The 17,283-nt window shown below is 35.0% G+C and carries 13 protein-coding genes; 8 read left to right on the top strand and 5 right to left on the bottom strand.

Annotated features, from left to right (window positions below; all coding sequences use genetic code 11):
- Nucleotides 1-131: 131 nt before the first annotated feature.
- The 6 genes from dgt to GQR98_RS05270 all read left to right on the top strand — a co-directional run bounded on the left by dgt (nt 132) and on the right by GQR98_RS05270 (nt 4,698).
- A complete protein-coding gene (gene dgt / locus GQR98_RS05295; RefSeq protein ID WP_159018593.1) occupies nt 132-1,472 on the top strand; it encodes a dGTP triphosphohydrolase in 1,341 nt (446 codons plus the stop codon).
- 164 nt (nt 1,473-1,636) lie between these two features.
- Nucleotides 1,637-2,572, top strand: coding sequence for a 2-hydroxyacid dehydrogenase (locus tag GQR98_RS05290; protein WP_159018592.1), 936 nt, complete (start codon nt 1,637-1,639; stop codon nt 2,570-2,572).
- 24 nt (nt 2,573-2,596) lie between these two features.
- Nucleotides 2,597-3,052 (top strand): DUF1801 domain-containing protein, encoded by a 456-nt coding sequence (locus tag GQR98_RS05285; RefSeq protein ID WP_159018591.1) that lies wholly within the window; start codon nt 2,597-2,599, stop codon nt 3,050-3,052.
- 32 nt (nt 3,053-3,084) lie between these two features.
- Nucleotides 3,085-3,468: a VOC family protein gene (locus GQR98_RS05280; protein ID WP_159018590.1), complete on the top strand. Its 384-nt coding sequence runs from the start codon at nt 3,085-3,087 to the stop codon at nt 3,466-3,468.
- A 32-nt stretch (nt 3,469-3,500) separates the two neighbouring features.
- Nucleotides 3,501-4,265: a sulfite exporter TauE/SafE family protein gene (locus GQR98_RS05275; protein WP_159018589.1), complete on the top strand. Its 765-nt coding sequence runs from the start codon at nt 3,501-3,503 to the stop codon at nt 4,263-4,265.
- 67 nt (nt 4,266-4,332) lie between these two features.
- Nucleotides 4,333-4,698 carry a TM2 domain-containing protein gene (locus GQR98_RS05270; RefSeq protein WP_199270268.1) on the top strand — a complete coding sequence of 122 codons (366 nt, stop codon included), beginning with the start codon at nt 4,333-4,335 and terminating at the stop codon, nt 4,696-4,698.
- An 81-nt stretch (nt 4,699-4,779) separates the two neighbouring features.
- On the opposite strand, the gene GQR98_RS05265 is transcribed toward GQR98_RS05270, so the two are convergent.
- The 3 genes from GQR98_RS05265 to GQR98_RS05255 are packed head-to-tail and all read right to left on the bottom strand — an operon-like array spanning nt 4,780 to nt 8,408.
- Nucleotides 4,780-6,615 (bottom strand): GNAT family N-acyltransferase, encoded by a 1,836-nt coding sequence (locus GQR98_RS05265; protein ID WP_042502464.1) that lies wholly within the window; start codon nt 6,613-6,615, stop codon nt 4,780-4,782.
- Nucleotides 6,616-6,646: 31 nt separating this feature from the next.
- Entirely contained in the window at nt 6,647-7,897 is a 1,251-nt protein-coding gene (locus GQR98_RS05260; protein ID WP_159018588.1) for an aspartate kinase, read from the bottom strand.
- Nucleotides 7,898-7,922: 25 nt separating this feature from the next.
- Nucleotides 7,923-8,408: a GNAT family N-acetyltransferase gene (locus tag GQR98_RS05255; RefSeq protein ID WP_159018587.1), complete on the bottom strand. Its 486-nt coding sequence runs from the start codon at nt 8,406-8,408 to the stop codon at nt 7,923-7,925.
- Between the two features lie 124 nt (nt 8,409-8,532).
- Here GQR98_RS05255 and fbp point away from each other — a divergent pair, with 124 nt between their 5' ends.
- Nucleotides 8,533-9,540 (top strand): class 1 fructose-bisphosphatase, encoded by a 1,008-nt coding sequence (gene fbp, locus GQR98_RS05250; RefSeq protein WP_074936831.1) that lies wholly within the window; start codon nt 8,533-8,535, stop codon nt 9,538-9,540.
- 284 nt (nt 9,541-9,824) lie between these two features.
- Here the strand turns inward: fbp and GQR98_RS05245 are convergent, their stop codons facing one another.
- Entirely contained in the window at nt 9,825-11,288 is a 1,464-nt protein-coding gene (locus GQR98_RS05245; RefSeq protein WP_159018586.1) for a glutamate synthase subunit beta, read from the bottom strand.
- 3 nt (nt 11,289-11,291) lie between these two features.
- A complete protein-coding gene (gene gltB, locus GQR98_RS05240; protein ID WP_233268081.1) occupies nt 11,292-15,806 on the bottom strand; it encodes a glutamate synthase large subunit in 4,515 nt (1,504 codons plus the stop codon).
- A gap of 453 nt (nt 15,807-16,259) precedes the next feature.
- Here gltB and GQR98_RS05235 point away from each other — a divergent pair, with 453 nt between their 5' ends.
- Nucleotides 16,260-17,261, top strand: a complete 1,002-nt coding sequence (locus GQR98_RS05235) for an outer membrane beta-barrel protein (RefSeq protein WP_159018585.1) — start codon at nt 16,260-16,262, stop codon at nt 17,259-17,261.
- Nucleotides 17,262-17,283 lie beyond the last annotated feature (22 nt).

The following is a 17,283-nucleotide window of genomic DNA, read 5'->3' as shown; positions in this document are numbered from 1 at the left end:
AAGGCATAAACGTAATTTTAAGGTTACGTAATTATTAAACAACAGTAATTAAAACGTTACGGTAATGTTAAGCGAATTTTTATTTATGTTTTAATAGGAAATGTTATCTTGCCTGCACATAAATTTTTACCATGAACTGGGAGCAATTACTATCCTTAAAGCGCTTTGGCGACACCAATAAACGTATTAGAAAAGAGCAAGACGAAACCCGTTTAGGCTTCGAGGTCGATTACGATCGTGTTATTTTTTCATCAGAATTTAGAAGTTTACAAGATAAAACTCAGGTCATTCCATTATCCGAAACGGATTTTGTACACACCAGATTAACCCACAGTTTAGAAGTAAGTGTTGTTGGTAGATCACTTGGTCGTTTGGTTGGTAAAAAACTATTAGAAAAACACCCGCATTTACAAAGTTCATTGGGGTATCAAGCTAACGATTTTGGTGCTATTGTTGCTGCGGCAGCTTTGGCGCACGATATTGGCAACCCACCATTCGGACATTCAGGAGAAAAAGCAATAGGAGAATTTTTTATAACAGGAGCGGGTAAAAATTTCCGAAGCCAGTTAACAGATAAAGAATATCAAGACCTTTGCGATTTTGAAGGTAACGCTAACGGATTCAAAATTTTAACCGAAGATCGCGCAGGACGCCTTGGCGGATTAAGATTATGTTACGCCACACTTGGTGCTTTCATGAAATACCCAAAAGAGTCCTTGCCTAAAAAGCCATCAAAACATATAGCCGATAAAAAATACGGTTTTTTCCAAAGTGAAAAAGAAGCCTTTCAAGATGTCGCAAGCGAACTTGGTTTAATAAAACGAAGTGAAACCGACCTAAGTTATTCGCGCCATCCATTAGCTTTTTTAGTAGAAGCAGCCGATGATATTTGTTACACCATAATCGATTTTGAAGATGGTATCAACCTTGGGCTTATTCAAGAAGAATATGCGTTAGAATACCTTTCAAAAATTATTCGTAATAATATAAGACCCGAAAATTACTATGCCCTTTCCACCAAAGAAGATCGCATAGGTTACCTACGTGCACTGTCTATTGGCTCGCTAATAAACGAAGCTGTAGATATTTTTATGGATAACGAAGAAGCTATTTTAAATGGCACTTTCGATACCGGATTGCTCGATAAAAGTCAATACGAAGCCCAAATAAACGATATTATAAAAATAAGTATCGATAACGTTTACCAATCTACCGAAGTCATAGATAAGGAAATCGCGGGTTACGGCGTTATAAACACGTTACTAAACACCTACGCCACAGCGGTAAACAATGGGTTTAACAACACGGCATCAAATTACGATAAACTCATACTAAAAAGCCTGCCAAAAAACATCAATACTACCAGCGCAAGTCTATATAAACGATTATCTAGCGTGTGTTATTATGTGTCCTTGCTGTCCGATAGTAAAGCCATTTTAGAATACAAAAAAATAAAAGGAATCGGATTTTAAAACCATAGTTTGGGCGTTACCCAAGGGTCGGGCTTTCACTACTCGCTTTTTTGTGTTGCAATAGGTGCAACAACACAAAAAGAGCTCAAACAGGCCGTTCAATCCCTAACGCAAATTCGGCTAAACCTTAAAGGTTAGTCATTAAAATATTATAAATTTATCTCATGAAAATTCTACACCTCGATACAAACCACGAATTATTAATTGAGCAATTAGCGCAAGCAGGCTTCACAAATCACGAAGATTATACTTCTACAAAACCTGAAATAGAAACCAAAATTGGTGAATATGATGGTATTGTTTTGCGTAGCCGTTTCACCATCGACAAGCAATTTTTAGATGCCGCTACAAATCTTAAATTTATAGGTAGAGTAGGTGCGGGCTTAGAAAATATAGATTGCGATTATGCCGAACAAAAAGGTGTGTATCTAGTTTCCGCACCCGAAGGAAACCGTAATGCCGTAGGCGAGCATAGTTTAGGTATGTTGCTTTCGTTATTTAATAAACTAAACAAAGCCGATGCCGAAGTACGCCAAGGCAAATGGCTTCGCGAAGCCAATAGAGGTATCGAGCTCGACGGAAAAACTGTTGGGTTAATAGGGTACGGAAATATGGGGAAAGCTTTTGCTAAAAAATTACGTGGTTTCGATGTAGAAGTGCTGTGTTACGACATAAAAGCCAATGTAGGCGATGCAAATGCAAAACAAGTAACATTAGCGGAGTTTCAAGAAAAAGTAGATGTAGTAAGCCTACATACGCCGCAAACACCACTTACGGTAAACATGATAAACGCCGAGTTTATCAATGCTGTTAAAAAACCATTCTGGCTAATAAATACAGCACGCGGAAAAAGTGTAGTAACTACCGATTTAATGAACGCTTTAAAATCTGAAAAAATTCTAGGTGCCGGACTCGATGTTTTAGAATACGAAAAAGCATCTTTCGAGAATTTATTTTCAAGTAGCATGCCCGAAGCCTTTCAATATTTAATAGATTCCGAAAACGTGCTCTTAACACCGCATGTTGCTGGCTGGACTATAGAAAGTAAAGAAAAACTAGCACAAACTATAGTAGATAAGGTTCTAGCTAAATTTTGTTAACTTTATGTTTTCAAAATAAAAAGTATGCCAACTAAAGCTACAACCGTTACTGAGTACTTAAATGCGTTACCCGAAGATCGGAAAGTAGCCGTAAATAAGTTGCGCGAGCAAATACTAGATAATTTACCAAAAGGCGTTGTAGAAGTTATAAGTTATGGTATGTTGGGTTATGTAATTCCACATACGGTTTATCCTAGCGGTTATCATTGTGATACTAAATTACCCCTGCCATTCATGAATTTAGCAAATCAAAAAAACTTTATAGCCGTATACAGTATGGTGCTTTATGCCAAGCCCGATCTTATGGATTGGTTTGTTACCGAGTATTCAAAACGCTGTAAGTATAAACTCGATATGGGTAAAAGTTGTGTGCGTTTTAAAAAAATGGAAGATATTCCATTTGAGCTTATTGGTGAGTTAACAGCAAAAGTGACGGCGCAAGAATGGATCGAAATTTACGAAGATTCAATAAAAAAATGATAATACTTTCTTCCGAAGAAAAAAATAAGGCTATGAAAAGAGTAACAGGAATAGGTGGTTTGTTTTTTAAAACAAAAGATCCAAAAGCATCAAAAGATTGGTACAAAAAGCATTTAGGTTTTAATACCGACGATTATGGTAGCACGTTTTGGTGGAAAGATAAAGAAGGAAAAGATTGTTCTACACAATGGAGTCCTTTTCCGGAGGATACAAAATACTACGAGCCTTCTAAAAAAGATTTTATGTTTAATTATCGTGTAGAAAATTTGCACGAATTACTTAAAGTTTTAAAAGAAGAAGGGGTTACTATTGTTGGTGAAGTTGAAGAATACGAGTACGGAAAGTTCGGCTGGATTTTAGATAACGATGGTAATAAAGTTGAGCTATGGGAGCCTAACGATAGTGCTTTTTTGTAAATTGCTAGCACAACAAAACAACTTCAATTTAATTGACTTACCTAGAAATTATTCAGGATTATAGTTTATCTGCATTACAATGGTTAGCCATTGGTTTTGCTGTGTTTTTACTTGGTATGTCTAAATCTGGGATAAAAGGCATCGGCATTATTATTGTGGTTATGCTAGCCTTTGTTTTTGGCGAAAAAGCATCGACAGGTGTTTTGTTACCCATGCTTATTTGTGCCGATATTTTTGCTGTAATTTATTATAATCGGCATGCACAATGGGATATTATTAAAAAGCTAATTCCATGGATGATTGTTGGTGTGCTAGTTGGTGTATGGGTGGGTAACGATATTTCCGAATTGGTTTTTAAACGGCTTATGGCTATCATTATAATAGGTTCGGTTTTAATTATGATTTATACCGAGCGTAAAAAATCAGATACTATTCCTACCAATAAATGGTTTTCTAAAACAACAGGGTTTTTAGCGGGTTTTACAACTATGATCGGGAATTTGGCCGGACCAGTTTCAAATATTTATTTTCTTGCCATGCGTTTTCCAAAAAACGAGTTTATTGGCACAGCTGCTTGGTTGTTTTTTATAATTAATGTGTTTAAACTTCCTTTTCATATTTTTGTCTGGGGTACAGTAACAAAACAGACCTTAGTTTTAAATTTTACTTTAATTCCAGTTGTGATTATAGGTTTTTTTACAGGCACTTATTTAGTAAAACGCATATCAAATGCTAATTATCGTAATTTTATTCTTACATCTACTGCTATTGGCGGGCTTATAATGTTATTTCGTTAGGTTTTAATAGTTTTTCAGAATTTTTTTTTTGTTACCTTTAACATCTAATAAATTTTAACTTATAACAATGTCAGACGAAAAAAATTTAGGCAACGATCTTAACGATATGTTAGACGATGCTAAGGATGGTGCTAAAAAAGCAGCAGGAGAAGCTAAAGAATCAGCTTCAGAATTCTCAAAAGGAGCAAGCGAAGTGCTAGACGCAGAAAATAAAAAATTAGTTGCAGGTGTTGTGGCTATTTTAATTGGTAGCTTAGGAATCCATAAATTTATTTTAGGATACACTAAAGAAGGTATTATTCAAATAGTAGCTACTTTTGTTACTTGTGGTATAGCAGGTATTATTCCATTTATAGAAGGAATCATCTATTTAACTAAATCTGATGAAGAGTTTTATAATACATATCAAGTTGGAAAGAAAGGTTGGTTCTAACCCTCAATTATTTCAAGATATAAAAAAAGCTGAAACCTTATGGTTTCAGCTTTTTTCATTTTATATAACTAAGAATAAGTATTAAGATTCGGTATTTGTGTTTCCTGTAAACTTACGTTCTAATTCTGCTTGAAACTCTTCCATTACTGGGCGAACTGTACTTTCGGGTAAGTCGGCTATTTTAATATACATTAAGCCGTCTACGGCGTTATTAAATAGCGGGTCTACGTTAAATGCTACTAAGCGAGCATTTTGTTTTATGTACTTTTTAAGTAGTACAGGCAGGCGCAATGCACCTGGTTCTATTTCGTCAATAAGCTTATCGAATTTGTTTAAATCAGCTTCCGTTTCATCGAAAACAAAATCTTTATCGGCATCTTTCAGCTTCACTTTAAATTCCTTTTTAGGGTGCACGTATTGCGCAATATAAGGATCGTAGTAATGCGATTTCATAAACTCAATCATCAACGATTTTGAGAAATTAGAAAACTGATTACTTATACTCACACCACCAATTAAAAATTTATGTTCTGGAAAACGCAATGTAATGTGCACGATACCTTTCCAAAGTAAAAACAAAGGCATTGGTTTTTGTTGATATTCTTTAATAATGAAAGCTCGACCCATTTCTATAGATTGGCTCATCATTTTATATAATTCAGGTTCGAATCTAAATAAATCTTGAAGGTAGAAGCCGTCTATACCATATTTTTCAAATATTTGAGAGCCTAAGCCCATACGGTAAGCACCAGCAAGTATGTTGCGCTCGCGATCCCATAAAAACATGTGGTGATAATATTGATCAAAGGCATCTAAATCTATAGCTTCATTAGTGCCTTCTCCAACTTCACGGAAAGTGATTTCGCGTAAGCGGCCAATTTCACGTAGTATGTTTGGTGCATCTTTAGCTTGAGCTAAAAACACCTCGTAATTTTTACTTTCTAGAAGTCTAGAGTCGCTTGCTCTAAGCGCTTCAACTTCCTTTGTCATAATAACAGCGTCTACAGGTGTTACAATGTTTTTAGGTGGTTTGGGTGTTTTTAATGTAGATGAAATGCTATCTAATATTTTCGATTTCTTTTCAAAAGCATTAGCTAACATGTATGTTTTCTTTCTTAAAAAATTAGAAAAATCATCTAAGGAAACATGTTCTTTTTGGTCGGCAACCGAAATAGGTTTCCCGATTCTTACTTTTATAATTCGTCGTTTTTGACTTAAAACCTCCGATGGAAGTTTGGCTGTTCTAAAGGTGTCGCTAATTTTAGAAAGCCTGTAAAATAACTTACTGTTTTTAGCATGAAAGTATATTGGCACCACCGGTACTTCCGCACGTTTTATTAATTTTAGTGCAGATTCTTCCCAAGGCTTATCGATTACTAATTTCCCGTCTCTGTAAGTTGAAACTTCTCCGGCAGGAAACAAACCTAGCGGATGCCCGGCACGTAAGTGTAGAATAGAGTTTTTAAAACCAGCAATGCTCGATTTAGCATCTTTTCTCCCTTCAAAAGGGTTTACTGGCATAATATAAGGTTGCATAGGTTGTATGCGGTGTAGCAAGAAATTAGCTATTATTTTAAAATCGTCGCGCTGTTCTAGCATTAATTTTAAAAGTAAAACACCATCGATACCACCAAGTGGATGGTTTGAAACCGTGATATAAGCACCATCTTTAGGTAGGCGTTTTAAATCTTCCTCTGGTATTTCGAATTTAATTTGAAATTCTTCTAAAATTTTATCTAAAAACTCGATGCCTTCGAGGTGATTATTACGCTTATAAAACTTATCTATGGTTGATATTTTAAGCACTTTCATAAGGAGCCAGCCAATAAAAGTGCCAATAAAACCATATTTATCTAGTTTTATCGCTTTAGCTACTTCTTTTGGGGTAACTAAGCCTATGTTCGTTGAGTTGGTCATGGCTGTAAATGTACTAAAATATACGTTTTAATTAAACAGTAACTATTTGCACGGTTTCTGGAGTTAACTGTTTTAATAACACGGTTTTGTCCGTTTCAATTTTATTAATTGCCAAATCGTTATAGTGGCGGATGGTGTAAAGCGAGGCGTTTTGGTGACAAACAACCTTAAATTTTGATTTTAAATGATGCAATAATGAATCGAGATTGTTGTAATTATTTTCGATACAAACAGAAAAACTTATAGCTGAATTTTGAATAACATCGACCTTCATCTTGTATTGATGTAAAAGGCTGAATATTTCGCTAATGTTTTCTTCAACAATATATGAAAAATCTAAGGATGAAAGTGAAATTAAAACCTGATTCTTCTTCACAATAAAACAGGGAATCATGGGGTCTAAAGTGGAGTTTTTACCAATTTTAGTACCGTTAGCTTCCGGATTTAAAAATGATTTTACATACAGCGAAATTTCTTTGCCTTGTAGAGGTTGTAAGGTTTTTGGGTGAATGACTGATGCACCGTAAAAAGCCAATTCTATAGCTTCGCGATACGATATATTGTTTAATAGTTGAGCGTTTTCAAAGTAACGCGGATCGGCATTTAAAACACCCGGAACATCTTTCCAAATGGTTACGCTTTCTGCATTTAAGCAATAGGCGTAAATAGCTGCAGTATAGTCGCTGCCTTCTCTGCCTAATGTTGTGGTGAAATTATTGGCATCGCTTCCTAGAAAACCTTGTGTAATGTTTAAAACGGACCGATTAAATGTGCTCGAAATTAATTGCTGCGTGGCGCTCCAGTTTACGTTGGCTCTACGGTAATAATTGTCGGTTTTGATATGTGTGCGAACATCAATCCAATTATTAGCGATGTTTATTTGATTTAAATATTCGCTAATTATAGTTGTTGAAACAAGTTCGCCAAAACCTATAACTTGGTCGTAAACAAAACTGTAGTCGGGCGATTTATTACTAATTAAAAACTGGTTGAGTTCACTAAAAAAAGCATTCACTTTTTTAAAAACTATATGATCTTCATTCGGAAATAAATCGAGTAAAATTTCATTATGAAACTTTTTTACTTCTTGTATGGCGCTTTGTAATTCTGACTTATTTTCAAAGTAATTTTTAATAACAAGTTCTAGAGCATTGGTGGTTTTGCCCATAGCGGAAACAACTATTAGCGTATTTTTATACCCCACTTTTTGTAATACAGATGCTATGTTTTTTACACCATTTGCATCTTTTACCGAGGCCCCGCCAAATTTATAGACTTGCATGTTTACTTGTTTTGTTTAATAAATTTTAGATATTCAATTTTTCAATATACGTTTTTATGCCTGCTTCATCTAATTGAACTACATCCCAATCTCGCATTACATTTGCACCTTTTTTCTCATAGAAAGCAATAGCTGGTTCGTTCCAGTCAATAACTTCCCAGTTTATACGTTTAACGCCTTTATTGTGTCCGTATTTTACAACTTCGTCTAAAAGAGCTGTGCCCATACCCGAACCTCTCATTTTCTGACTTACAATTAAATCTTCTAAGTGAATTATTTTACCTTTCCATGTAGAATAACGGTTGTAAACCAGTGCAATACCTTCTACTTTTTTATCGGTTTCGGCAACAAAACAATGAAAAGCGGGTTGGGTTCCAAAGCCATCATTTTCTAAATCTGCTAAGGTAACTTCAACGGCATCGGGTTCTTTTTCGAAAACAGCTAACTCATTGATTAGGTGGAGAACTTGTGGCATATCCTCTTTTTTGGCGTTTCTTATTGTAAAATCCATAATGAAAATTAAATTTTTTCAAATATACCTTAAAGTTAAATATGTTTGGGTACATAACTTTAACGAAAACGTTGTAGTTTCTTATTTTTTATAGATATTTGCACAAACAAAACAAAACACTTTTATGTCTCACAAAAAACAAACTTTAGGAGAGTTTATTATTGAAAATCAGTCGTCGTTTAAGTATTCCTCGGGCGAATTATCTAGCCTTTTGAATTCTATTCGATTAGCGGCAAAAGTTGTAAACCATGAAGTAAATAAAGCCGGACTGGTTGATATTATTGGTGCTGCTGGTGATACTAATATTCAAGGCGAAGATCAACAAAAACTAGATGTTTATGCAAACGATAAGTTTATACAAACGCTAACTAAAAGAAATATTGTTTGTGGGATTGCAAGTGAGGAAGAAGATGATTTTATTGCGATAAACAGTCAAGATGAAAACCATCAAAATAAGTATATTGTTTTAATTGATCCTTTAGATGGTTCGTCTAACATTGATGTTAATGTTTCTGTAGGAACAATTTTTTCTATTTACAGACGTGTTACTCCAGTAGGAACACCTGTAACTTTAGACGATTTTTTACAAAAAGGAAGCGAACAAGTAGCAGCTGGTTATGTGGTTTATGGTACATCGACTATGCTAGTTTACACAACAGGAGATGGTGTTAATGGTTTTACTTTAAACCCAGCGATTGGATCGTTTTACTTATCGCATCCTGATATGCAATTTCCAGAAGATGGAACTATTTATTCTGTAAACGAAGGAAACTATATTCACTTTCCTCAAGGTGTGAAAAATTATATTAAATATTGTCAACAAGAAGAAGGAGATAGACCTTATACTTCTCGATATATTGGATCTTTGGTGTCGGATTTTCATAGAAATATGATAAAAGGTGGTATTTACCTTTACCCACAGAGTTCTAAAAATCCTGATGGGAAATTACGTTTGCTTTATGAATGTAACCCTATGGCCTTTTTAGCTGAGCAAGCTAATGGTTTTGCAAGTGATGGTTTTACTAGAACAATGGATGTAGATCCGACAGAGCTTCACCAGCGTGTGCCATTTATTTGTGGTAGTAAAAACATGGTGTTAAAGTGTGAAGAGTTTATGAAGAACGCTAAGTAATAGCTAATAATTTTATAATGAAAAATGCGAGCCTTTTGGTTCGCATTTTTTTATGCAATAAATTGAAAAGTGATTTTGTCAAGTTTATTATTATTAGACTAACTAATTTTAGATAAAAAAATATTAACTGTAAATTATGGGGATTCAATTAGGAAGAATAACTCTAATTTATATGTTTCCGTAAGATGTAAACAGTTATTTGGAGTGACACATGAAAAATATTATGATAAAAAAAATGCGAGCTCTAAGGCTCGCATTTTTTATACACTATATTATTATCAATATTACATAGCTACTAAATCGCCAGTAACATCTTTAGAAGGTAAATTAGATTTACCCATTAAATAAATATCTACTTGTCTGGCAGCCTCACGACCTTCAGAAATAGCCCAAACAATTAATGATTGTCCACGACGCATATCTCCAGCAGCAAATATGTTTGGTACGTTAGTTTGGTATTTACCGTAGTCTGCTTTGTAATTAGAGCGAGCATCCTTTTTAATACCTAATTTATCGGCTAATGTACTTTCTGGTCCTGTAAATCCTAAAGCTAATAAAGCTAAATCACAAGGCCATGTTTTTTCAGTACCTGCAATTTCAATAAGTTGTGGACGCTCACCAGGAACCATCTTCCATTCCACATTTACTGTTTTTAAAGCTGTTAGTTTACCATTTGCATCTTTTACGAATTCTTTGGTGTTAATTAACCAGTTACGCTCAACGCCTTCCTCGTGAGAAGAAGATGTTTTTAACTGCAATGGCCAGAAAGGCCATGGCGTTGTTGCAGAACGGTGTCCTGGTGGTTTCGGCATAATTTCAAAATTAACTACCGATGTTGCACCATGACGGTTAGATGTTCCAACACAATCCGATCCTGTATCACCACCACCAATAACAATTACGTTTTTGTCGGTTGCTAATACTTGGTCTTTAACTTCTTTACCTAATACAACTTTAGTTTGTTGTGTTAAGAAATCCATAGCTTGTACTACACCATCTGCATCTGCACCAGGTGTTGGTAAGCCTCTTCTTTCGGTTGCTCCACCACATAATACTACAGAGTCAAAAGCTTTTAAGTCTTTAACATCATAGTTTACACCAACATTTACATTGGTTTTAAAAGTGATTCCTTCAGCTTCTAATATTTTTACACGACGATCGATAATTCCTTTTTCCATTTTGAAATTAGGAATTCCGTAGCGTAATAATCCACCAACTTCATCATCACGTTCAAAAACAGTAACGGTGTGTCCAGCTCTATTTAATTGTTGAGCAGCGGCTAAACCAGCAGGACCAGAACCTACAACGGCTACAGTTTTTCCTGTTCTAGTTTTTGGTGGTTGTGGTTTAATCCAGCCTTCTTTAAAGGCACGCTCTACAATATTTTTTTCAATATTTTCAATAGCCACGGGATCTTCAATAATACCTAGTACACACGATTTTTCACATGGAGCAGGACATAAACGACCTGTAAACTCCGGGAAATTGTTAGTTGAGTGTAATAACCAAGAGGCTTTTTGCCACTCACCTTGGTGTACCATATGGTTAAAATCTGGTATTAAATTACCAAGTGGGCAACCACTATGGCAAAATGGAATACCACAATCCATACAACGAGAACCTTGTTTGGTAATCTCTTCTTCTTTTAATGGAACGGTAAATTCTTTATAATCCTTAACACGATCTGCTACGGGCGTGTAAGTTTCATCTTGTCTTTCAAATTCTTTAAATCCTGTTACTTTTCCCATTTCCTATCCTATTGTTAATTCTTCTACCATTGGTTCTTCAGTTGCTAAGCGTATTAAAGCGCTTTTGTATTCTGTTGGCATAACGCGAACAAAATTGCTTAAGCTTGTGTCCCAATCTTCTAGTAATCGTTTACCTAATTTACTTTCGGTATATGTTACGTGTTTTTGAATTGTTGCTTTTAAATCTTCTGCATCTTCTGCTGTAATATCTTCAAATTCGATAGTTTCAGTATTACAAAGTCCGTTTACAAATTTGTTTTCTGGATCGTAAACATAAGCAATACCACCACTCATACCAGCTGCAAAGTTTCTTCCTGTAGATCCAAGAACAACAACTTTACCACCTGTCATGTATTCACAACAGTGATCACCTACACCTTCTACAACTGTAGTTGCTCCAGAGTTTCTTACTGCAAAACGTTCTCCAGCAATACCGTTAATGTATGCTTCACCTTGTACGGCTCCAAATAAACAAACGTTACCAACTATAATGTTGTTTTCGGCTAAGAAGTCTGCTTTAGCAGGTTTCTTCACGATTAATTTAGCTCCAGATAAACCTTTACCTAAATAATCGTTTGTATTTCCGTCGACCATAAATGTTAAACCGTGTGCACCAAAAGCTCCAAAACTTTGACCGGCAGAACCTGTAAACTTAATATTTAAAGTATCTTCTGGTAAACCAAGGTGTCCGTAAATTTTAGAAATTTCGTTACTTACAATGGCTCCTACTGAACGGTCTGTGTTTTTTATTGGGTATGATAAGTTCATTTTTTCTTTTCTGTAAAGTGCGCGATGCGAATCTTTAAGAATTCTGAAATCAATAACATTATCTAAGTTGTGATCTTGTTGCTCTGTATTTTTAACAGACATATGCTTGTATGCTTCTGGTCTGTGTAAAATAGCTGATAAATCTAAACCTTTTGCTTTATAGTGGTTTATAGCTTTATTTGAATTGATTTTGTGCGTTTGCCCAACCATTTCTCCTAAAGTTCTAAAACCTAATTGCGCCATAATCGCTCTTAATTCTTCAGCAATATAGAAGAAGAAGTTAATAACGTGCTCTGGTGTGCCTTTAAAGTTTTTACGTAACTCTTTATCTTGAGTTGCGATACCAACAGGGCATGTATTTAAATGACACTTACGCATCATGATACATCCAGAAGCTACTAATGGTGCTGTTGCAAAGCCAAATTCTTCAGCTCCTAATAAAGCTGCTATTGCAACATCACGACCTGTTTTTAATTGGCCATCACATTCTACAACAATACGGCTTCTAAGGTTGTTTAAAACTAATGTTTGTTGTGCTTCGGCTAAACCAAGTTCCCAAGGTAAACCAGCGTGTTTTAAAGAGGTAAGCGGTGAAGCTCCTGTTCCTCCATCATAACCAGAAATAAGAACTACATCTGCTTTTGCTTTAGAAACACCTGCAGCAATAGTACCTACACCAACTTCTGAAACTAATTTTACATTAATTCTTGCTTCACGATTTGCATTTTTTAAATCGTAGATAAGTTGTGCTAAATCTTCAATAGAATAAATATCGTGATGCGGCGGTGGTGAAATTAAACCAACAAAAGGTGTTGAGTTTCTTGTTTCAGCAATCCAAGGCAATACTTTATGTCCTGGTAACTGCCCACCTTCTCCAGGTTTTGCACCTTGAGCCATTTTTATTTGAATTTCCTTCGCACTTGTTAAATAGTGAGAAGTTACTCCAAAACGTCCAGAAGCTACCTGCTTAATTGCAGAGTTTCTACTGTCGCCATTACTATCTTTTTGGAAACGTCTACGATCTTCTCCACCTTCACCAGAATTAGATTTACCTCCAATACGGTTCATGGCAATCGCTAAATTTTCGTGCGCTTCACGAGAAATAGATCCGTAAGACATAGCACCTGTTTTGAATCGTTTAACGATTTCAGTCCATGGTTCTACTTCATCTAAAGGAATTGGATCTAAGTTGTCGAATTCAAATAAACCACGAATGGTCATTAAATTTTCCGACTGTTCGTTTATTGCTTTTGCGTAAACATCATAACTAGCCTGGTCGCTTAAACGAACTGCTTGTTGAAGTTTAGCAACTGTTGTTGGGTTGAATAAGTGACGTTCGCCATTTCTTCTCCAACGGTAATCACCACCAATATTTAAACCTAAGTTTTTATCAATAGTATTATCTGGGTAGGCTTGTTTATAGCGTTCGTTAATTTCTTTTTCAATTTCATATAAACCAATACCTTCAATTCTAGAAGCGGTGTATGGGAAATATTTTTCAACAAATTGAGAGTTGAAACCAACAATTTCGAAAATTTGAGAACCTCTATACGAGTGTAATGTTGAGATCCCGATTTTGTTCATTACTTTTAAAATACCTTTTCCAATCGCTTTGTTGAAATTATCAACGGCTTTTTGCTCGTCCATACCAGTAATGAAGCCTTCTTTAACTTGCATTCTAATAATTTCGTTCACCATATATGGGTTTACAGCAGATGCGCCATAACCAAATAAAGTAGCAAAATGATGTGGCTCACGTGGTTCTGCAGATTCGATAATAATATCGAAGTAAGAACGCTTACGTAAACGGTTTAATTGGTGGTTTACATAAGAACAAGCTAATAAACAAGGTATTGGAGCAAATTCTTGATTTACACCTCTATCTGAAAGGATAATGATGTTTGTTTTGCGATCCAATGCTTTTTCTATCTGTACTATAACGTCTTCCAAAGCATCTTCCAGACCATTAAGTCCTTGTGTTTTTGGATATAACATTTGAATCGTTTCAGCTTTAAAACCTTCAACTGAAATGTTTCTTATTTTTTCTAAATCGGGATTTGAAATTACCGGATTTTGAATTTTAAGTTTTCTACACTGTCTATCGGTAATACTGAAAATGTTTCTGTCTTTACCTAAATTTAAACTAATATCTGTTACAATTTCTTCACGAATACCATCTAATGGTGGGTTTGTTACTTGTGCGAATAATTGCTTAAAGTAGTTTGAAATAAGTTGAGGTCTATCCGATAAAACCGCTAATGGTGTATCGATACCCATAGAACCTAAAGCTTCTTTTCCAACAATTGCCATTGGTGTAATAACTTCTTGAATATCTTCAAACGTATAATTGAATAAACGTTGTCTTGTTTTGATATCAATAGTTTCTATCGAACAGGTTTCGTTGTTATAAGGAACGTCTTTTAAGTGTAATCTTGTATTGTCTAACCATTCTTTATATGGTCTTTCTGAAACAATTTTACTTTTTATTTCTTCATCTTCGATAATACGACCTTTGTTCATGTCTACCAAGAACATTTTTCCTGGCTCTAAACGTCCGTGTCTTTCAACATCTTCGGGAGCAATATCAACCACACCAATCTCTGACGACATGATTAATTTACCACTTTTAGTTATTGTATATCGAGAAGGTCTTAAACCATTTCTATCTAATAAAGCCCCAACATAATCGCCGTCTGTAAAAGGTACAGATGCCGGACCATCCCAAGGTTCCATGATACAAGCGTTGTATTCGTAAAAAGCTTTACGCTCTTCAGACATGGTAGCGTGTTTTTCCCATGCTTCAGGAATCATCATCATCATGATTTCTGGTAATGATCGTCCTGTGTGTGTTAATAATTCAACCACCATATCCATAGAAGCCGAATCGGATTTTCCTGGAAGGATAATTGGGAATAATTTATCTATTTGCGGTCCGAAAACATCAGATTTCATGATTTCTTCACGAACACGCATTCTACTTACATTTCCACGAAGGGTGTTAATTTCACCATTCTGGCACATGTATCTAAACGGTTGTGCTAACTCCCAAGTTGGCATAGTATTCGTTGAAAAACGTTGGTGAACTAGCGCTAAACGAGTTACTAAATCTATTTGTTGTAAATCTGTATAGTATGGTCCAATATCTTCAGGCATAATAATACCTTTATATATTAGCGTGCTAGTAGAGAAACTTGGTACGTAGAAATAGTTGCTTTCAGAGATTTTAGACTGGCTAATAGTATGCTCTGTTATCTTTCTAGCAGCGTATAATTTAGCTCTAAAATCAGCATCGGTAATATCTTCTGTTTTACCAACAAATAACTGCTCAATATTAGGTTCAGATGCTAAGGCAATAGGTCCTAATTGAGACGAATCTACAGGAACTTCACGCCATCCTAAAATAGAAAGCCCTTGCCCTTTAATTTCGTTTTCGAAAGTAGTTTTACAAAAATTATATTGGTTTGTCACCTTTGGCAAAAACACCATACCTACGGCATATTCTCTTTGTTCTGGAATATTGAAATCGCATACGCGTTTAAAATAATCGTGTGGAATATCAATTAATAAACCAGCACCATCACCAGTTTTTCCGTCGGCACTAACGCCACCACGGTGTTCTAATTTTACTAGAATTTCTAACGCGTCGTGAATAATTTGATTTGTTTTTTCTCCTTTAAGATTACAAATAAAACCAGCGCCACAGTTTTCGTGTTCAAATTCCGGTAAATAGAGTCCTTGTTTCTTCAGCATAATCGTTTAAAAACTTGAGTTGAATTGTAAAGATATGTACTAGTATTTGAAATACAATAGGGGCTAATTCATTATTTCGATTTTTTAGGCGAAGCGAAGATTAAAATAGGTATATATCAATAATATGACAGTTTTTTAATAAATATTCAATTCGGTTTTTTTAGTCAATATTATAGAAATATGAATTAATGCCAATATTTGGTTGATTTAATAGCAGGAATGCTATAAAATTTTATAAAAGACTAACAATAATTCAAACAATGTATTTGTTGAAAAATCAAAAAATAAAAATATTTACAAGAATACCCCTAAAAAATCGGGGATAAAATTGTGTAATTGATAAAAGTGGATGAATTACCCCTGTTTTTTATGGGGGTTAAAATATTTTGACCTAGTTTTGGCTTGTTCTTAACGAATAAACCAATAACTATTAACTTTAAAATAAACACAATTATGAAAAACTTTTTTAAACTTTCACTGCTTTTTGTTGCTGCAATAGGCTTTGCTCAAGAAGATGAAAAACCAAAATTATCTATTAGCGGTAGTGTAGATGCTTATTACCAAACGTATTTAACAGCTCCGGATAATGTAGGTGCTGGTTTTGGAACTGCATTTGCAGGACAATCAGGATTTGCTTTAGGTATGGGTAATCTTATAGCGAGTTACGAAGGTGAAAAAGCTGGAGCAGTACTTGATTTAGTTACTGGGCCAAGAGGTGCAGGTGCTACTTTCAATAGTGATATTGTAGATGGTATTGTAAATCAAGCATATGTTTACTGGAATGTTTCAGAAGGAACAACATTAACTTTTGGTAGATTTAATACGTTTTTAGGGTACGAAGTAATTTCTCCTGCTGCAAACTTTAACTACAGTACATCTTACTTATTTTCTAGTGGGCCTTTTTCTCATATGGGTATAAAAGCTGATTTTGCTTTATCTGAAGATTTTAGCTTAATGTTAGCAATTACTAATCCATGGGATGTTAATGATACTTCAATGACTGGAGAATATGCATTAGGTGCTCAATTAGGATATAAAGGTCAATTCTTAAATTTATACTACGATAGTGGGTCTAACGACGGTTTAGGTTTTGAAGTTGACTATACTGGTGGTTTTGATTTGTCTGATACTTTCTTTATGGGAATTAACGCAGCATATAATGATAATGACGGTGCTGGTTTCTACGGAGCTGCTCTATATCCTCAAGTAGCTACTTCTGATAGCTTTTCTGTTGGGTTAAGAGGGGAGTATTTTGGATACCATGCTGAAGATTTAGATGATTTGCCAAGTGTATTTGCTGCAACTTTAACAGGTAGCTATACTGTAGATAACTTAATTATTAAGCCAGAAATAAGATTAGATTCTTGGAGTAATAATGAGCCATTTGTTGATAACGATGGAATGGCAACAGATAACTTAGCTGCATTTACTTTAGCTGCTATCTACTCTTTCTAAGATTAAAATATTATAAATCCTC

The sequence above is a fragment of the Algibacter sp. L3A6 genome, from assembly GCF_009796825.1.
Classification (GTDB): domain Bacteria; phylum Bacteroidota; class Bacteroidia; order Flavobacteriales; family Flavobacteriaceae; genus Algibacter.
This window is presented reverse-complemented; position numbering and strand designations above follow the sequence as displayed.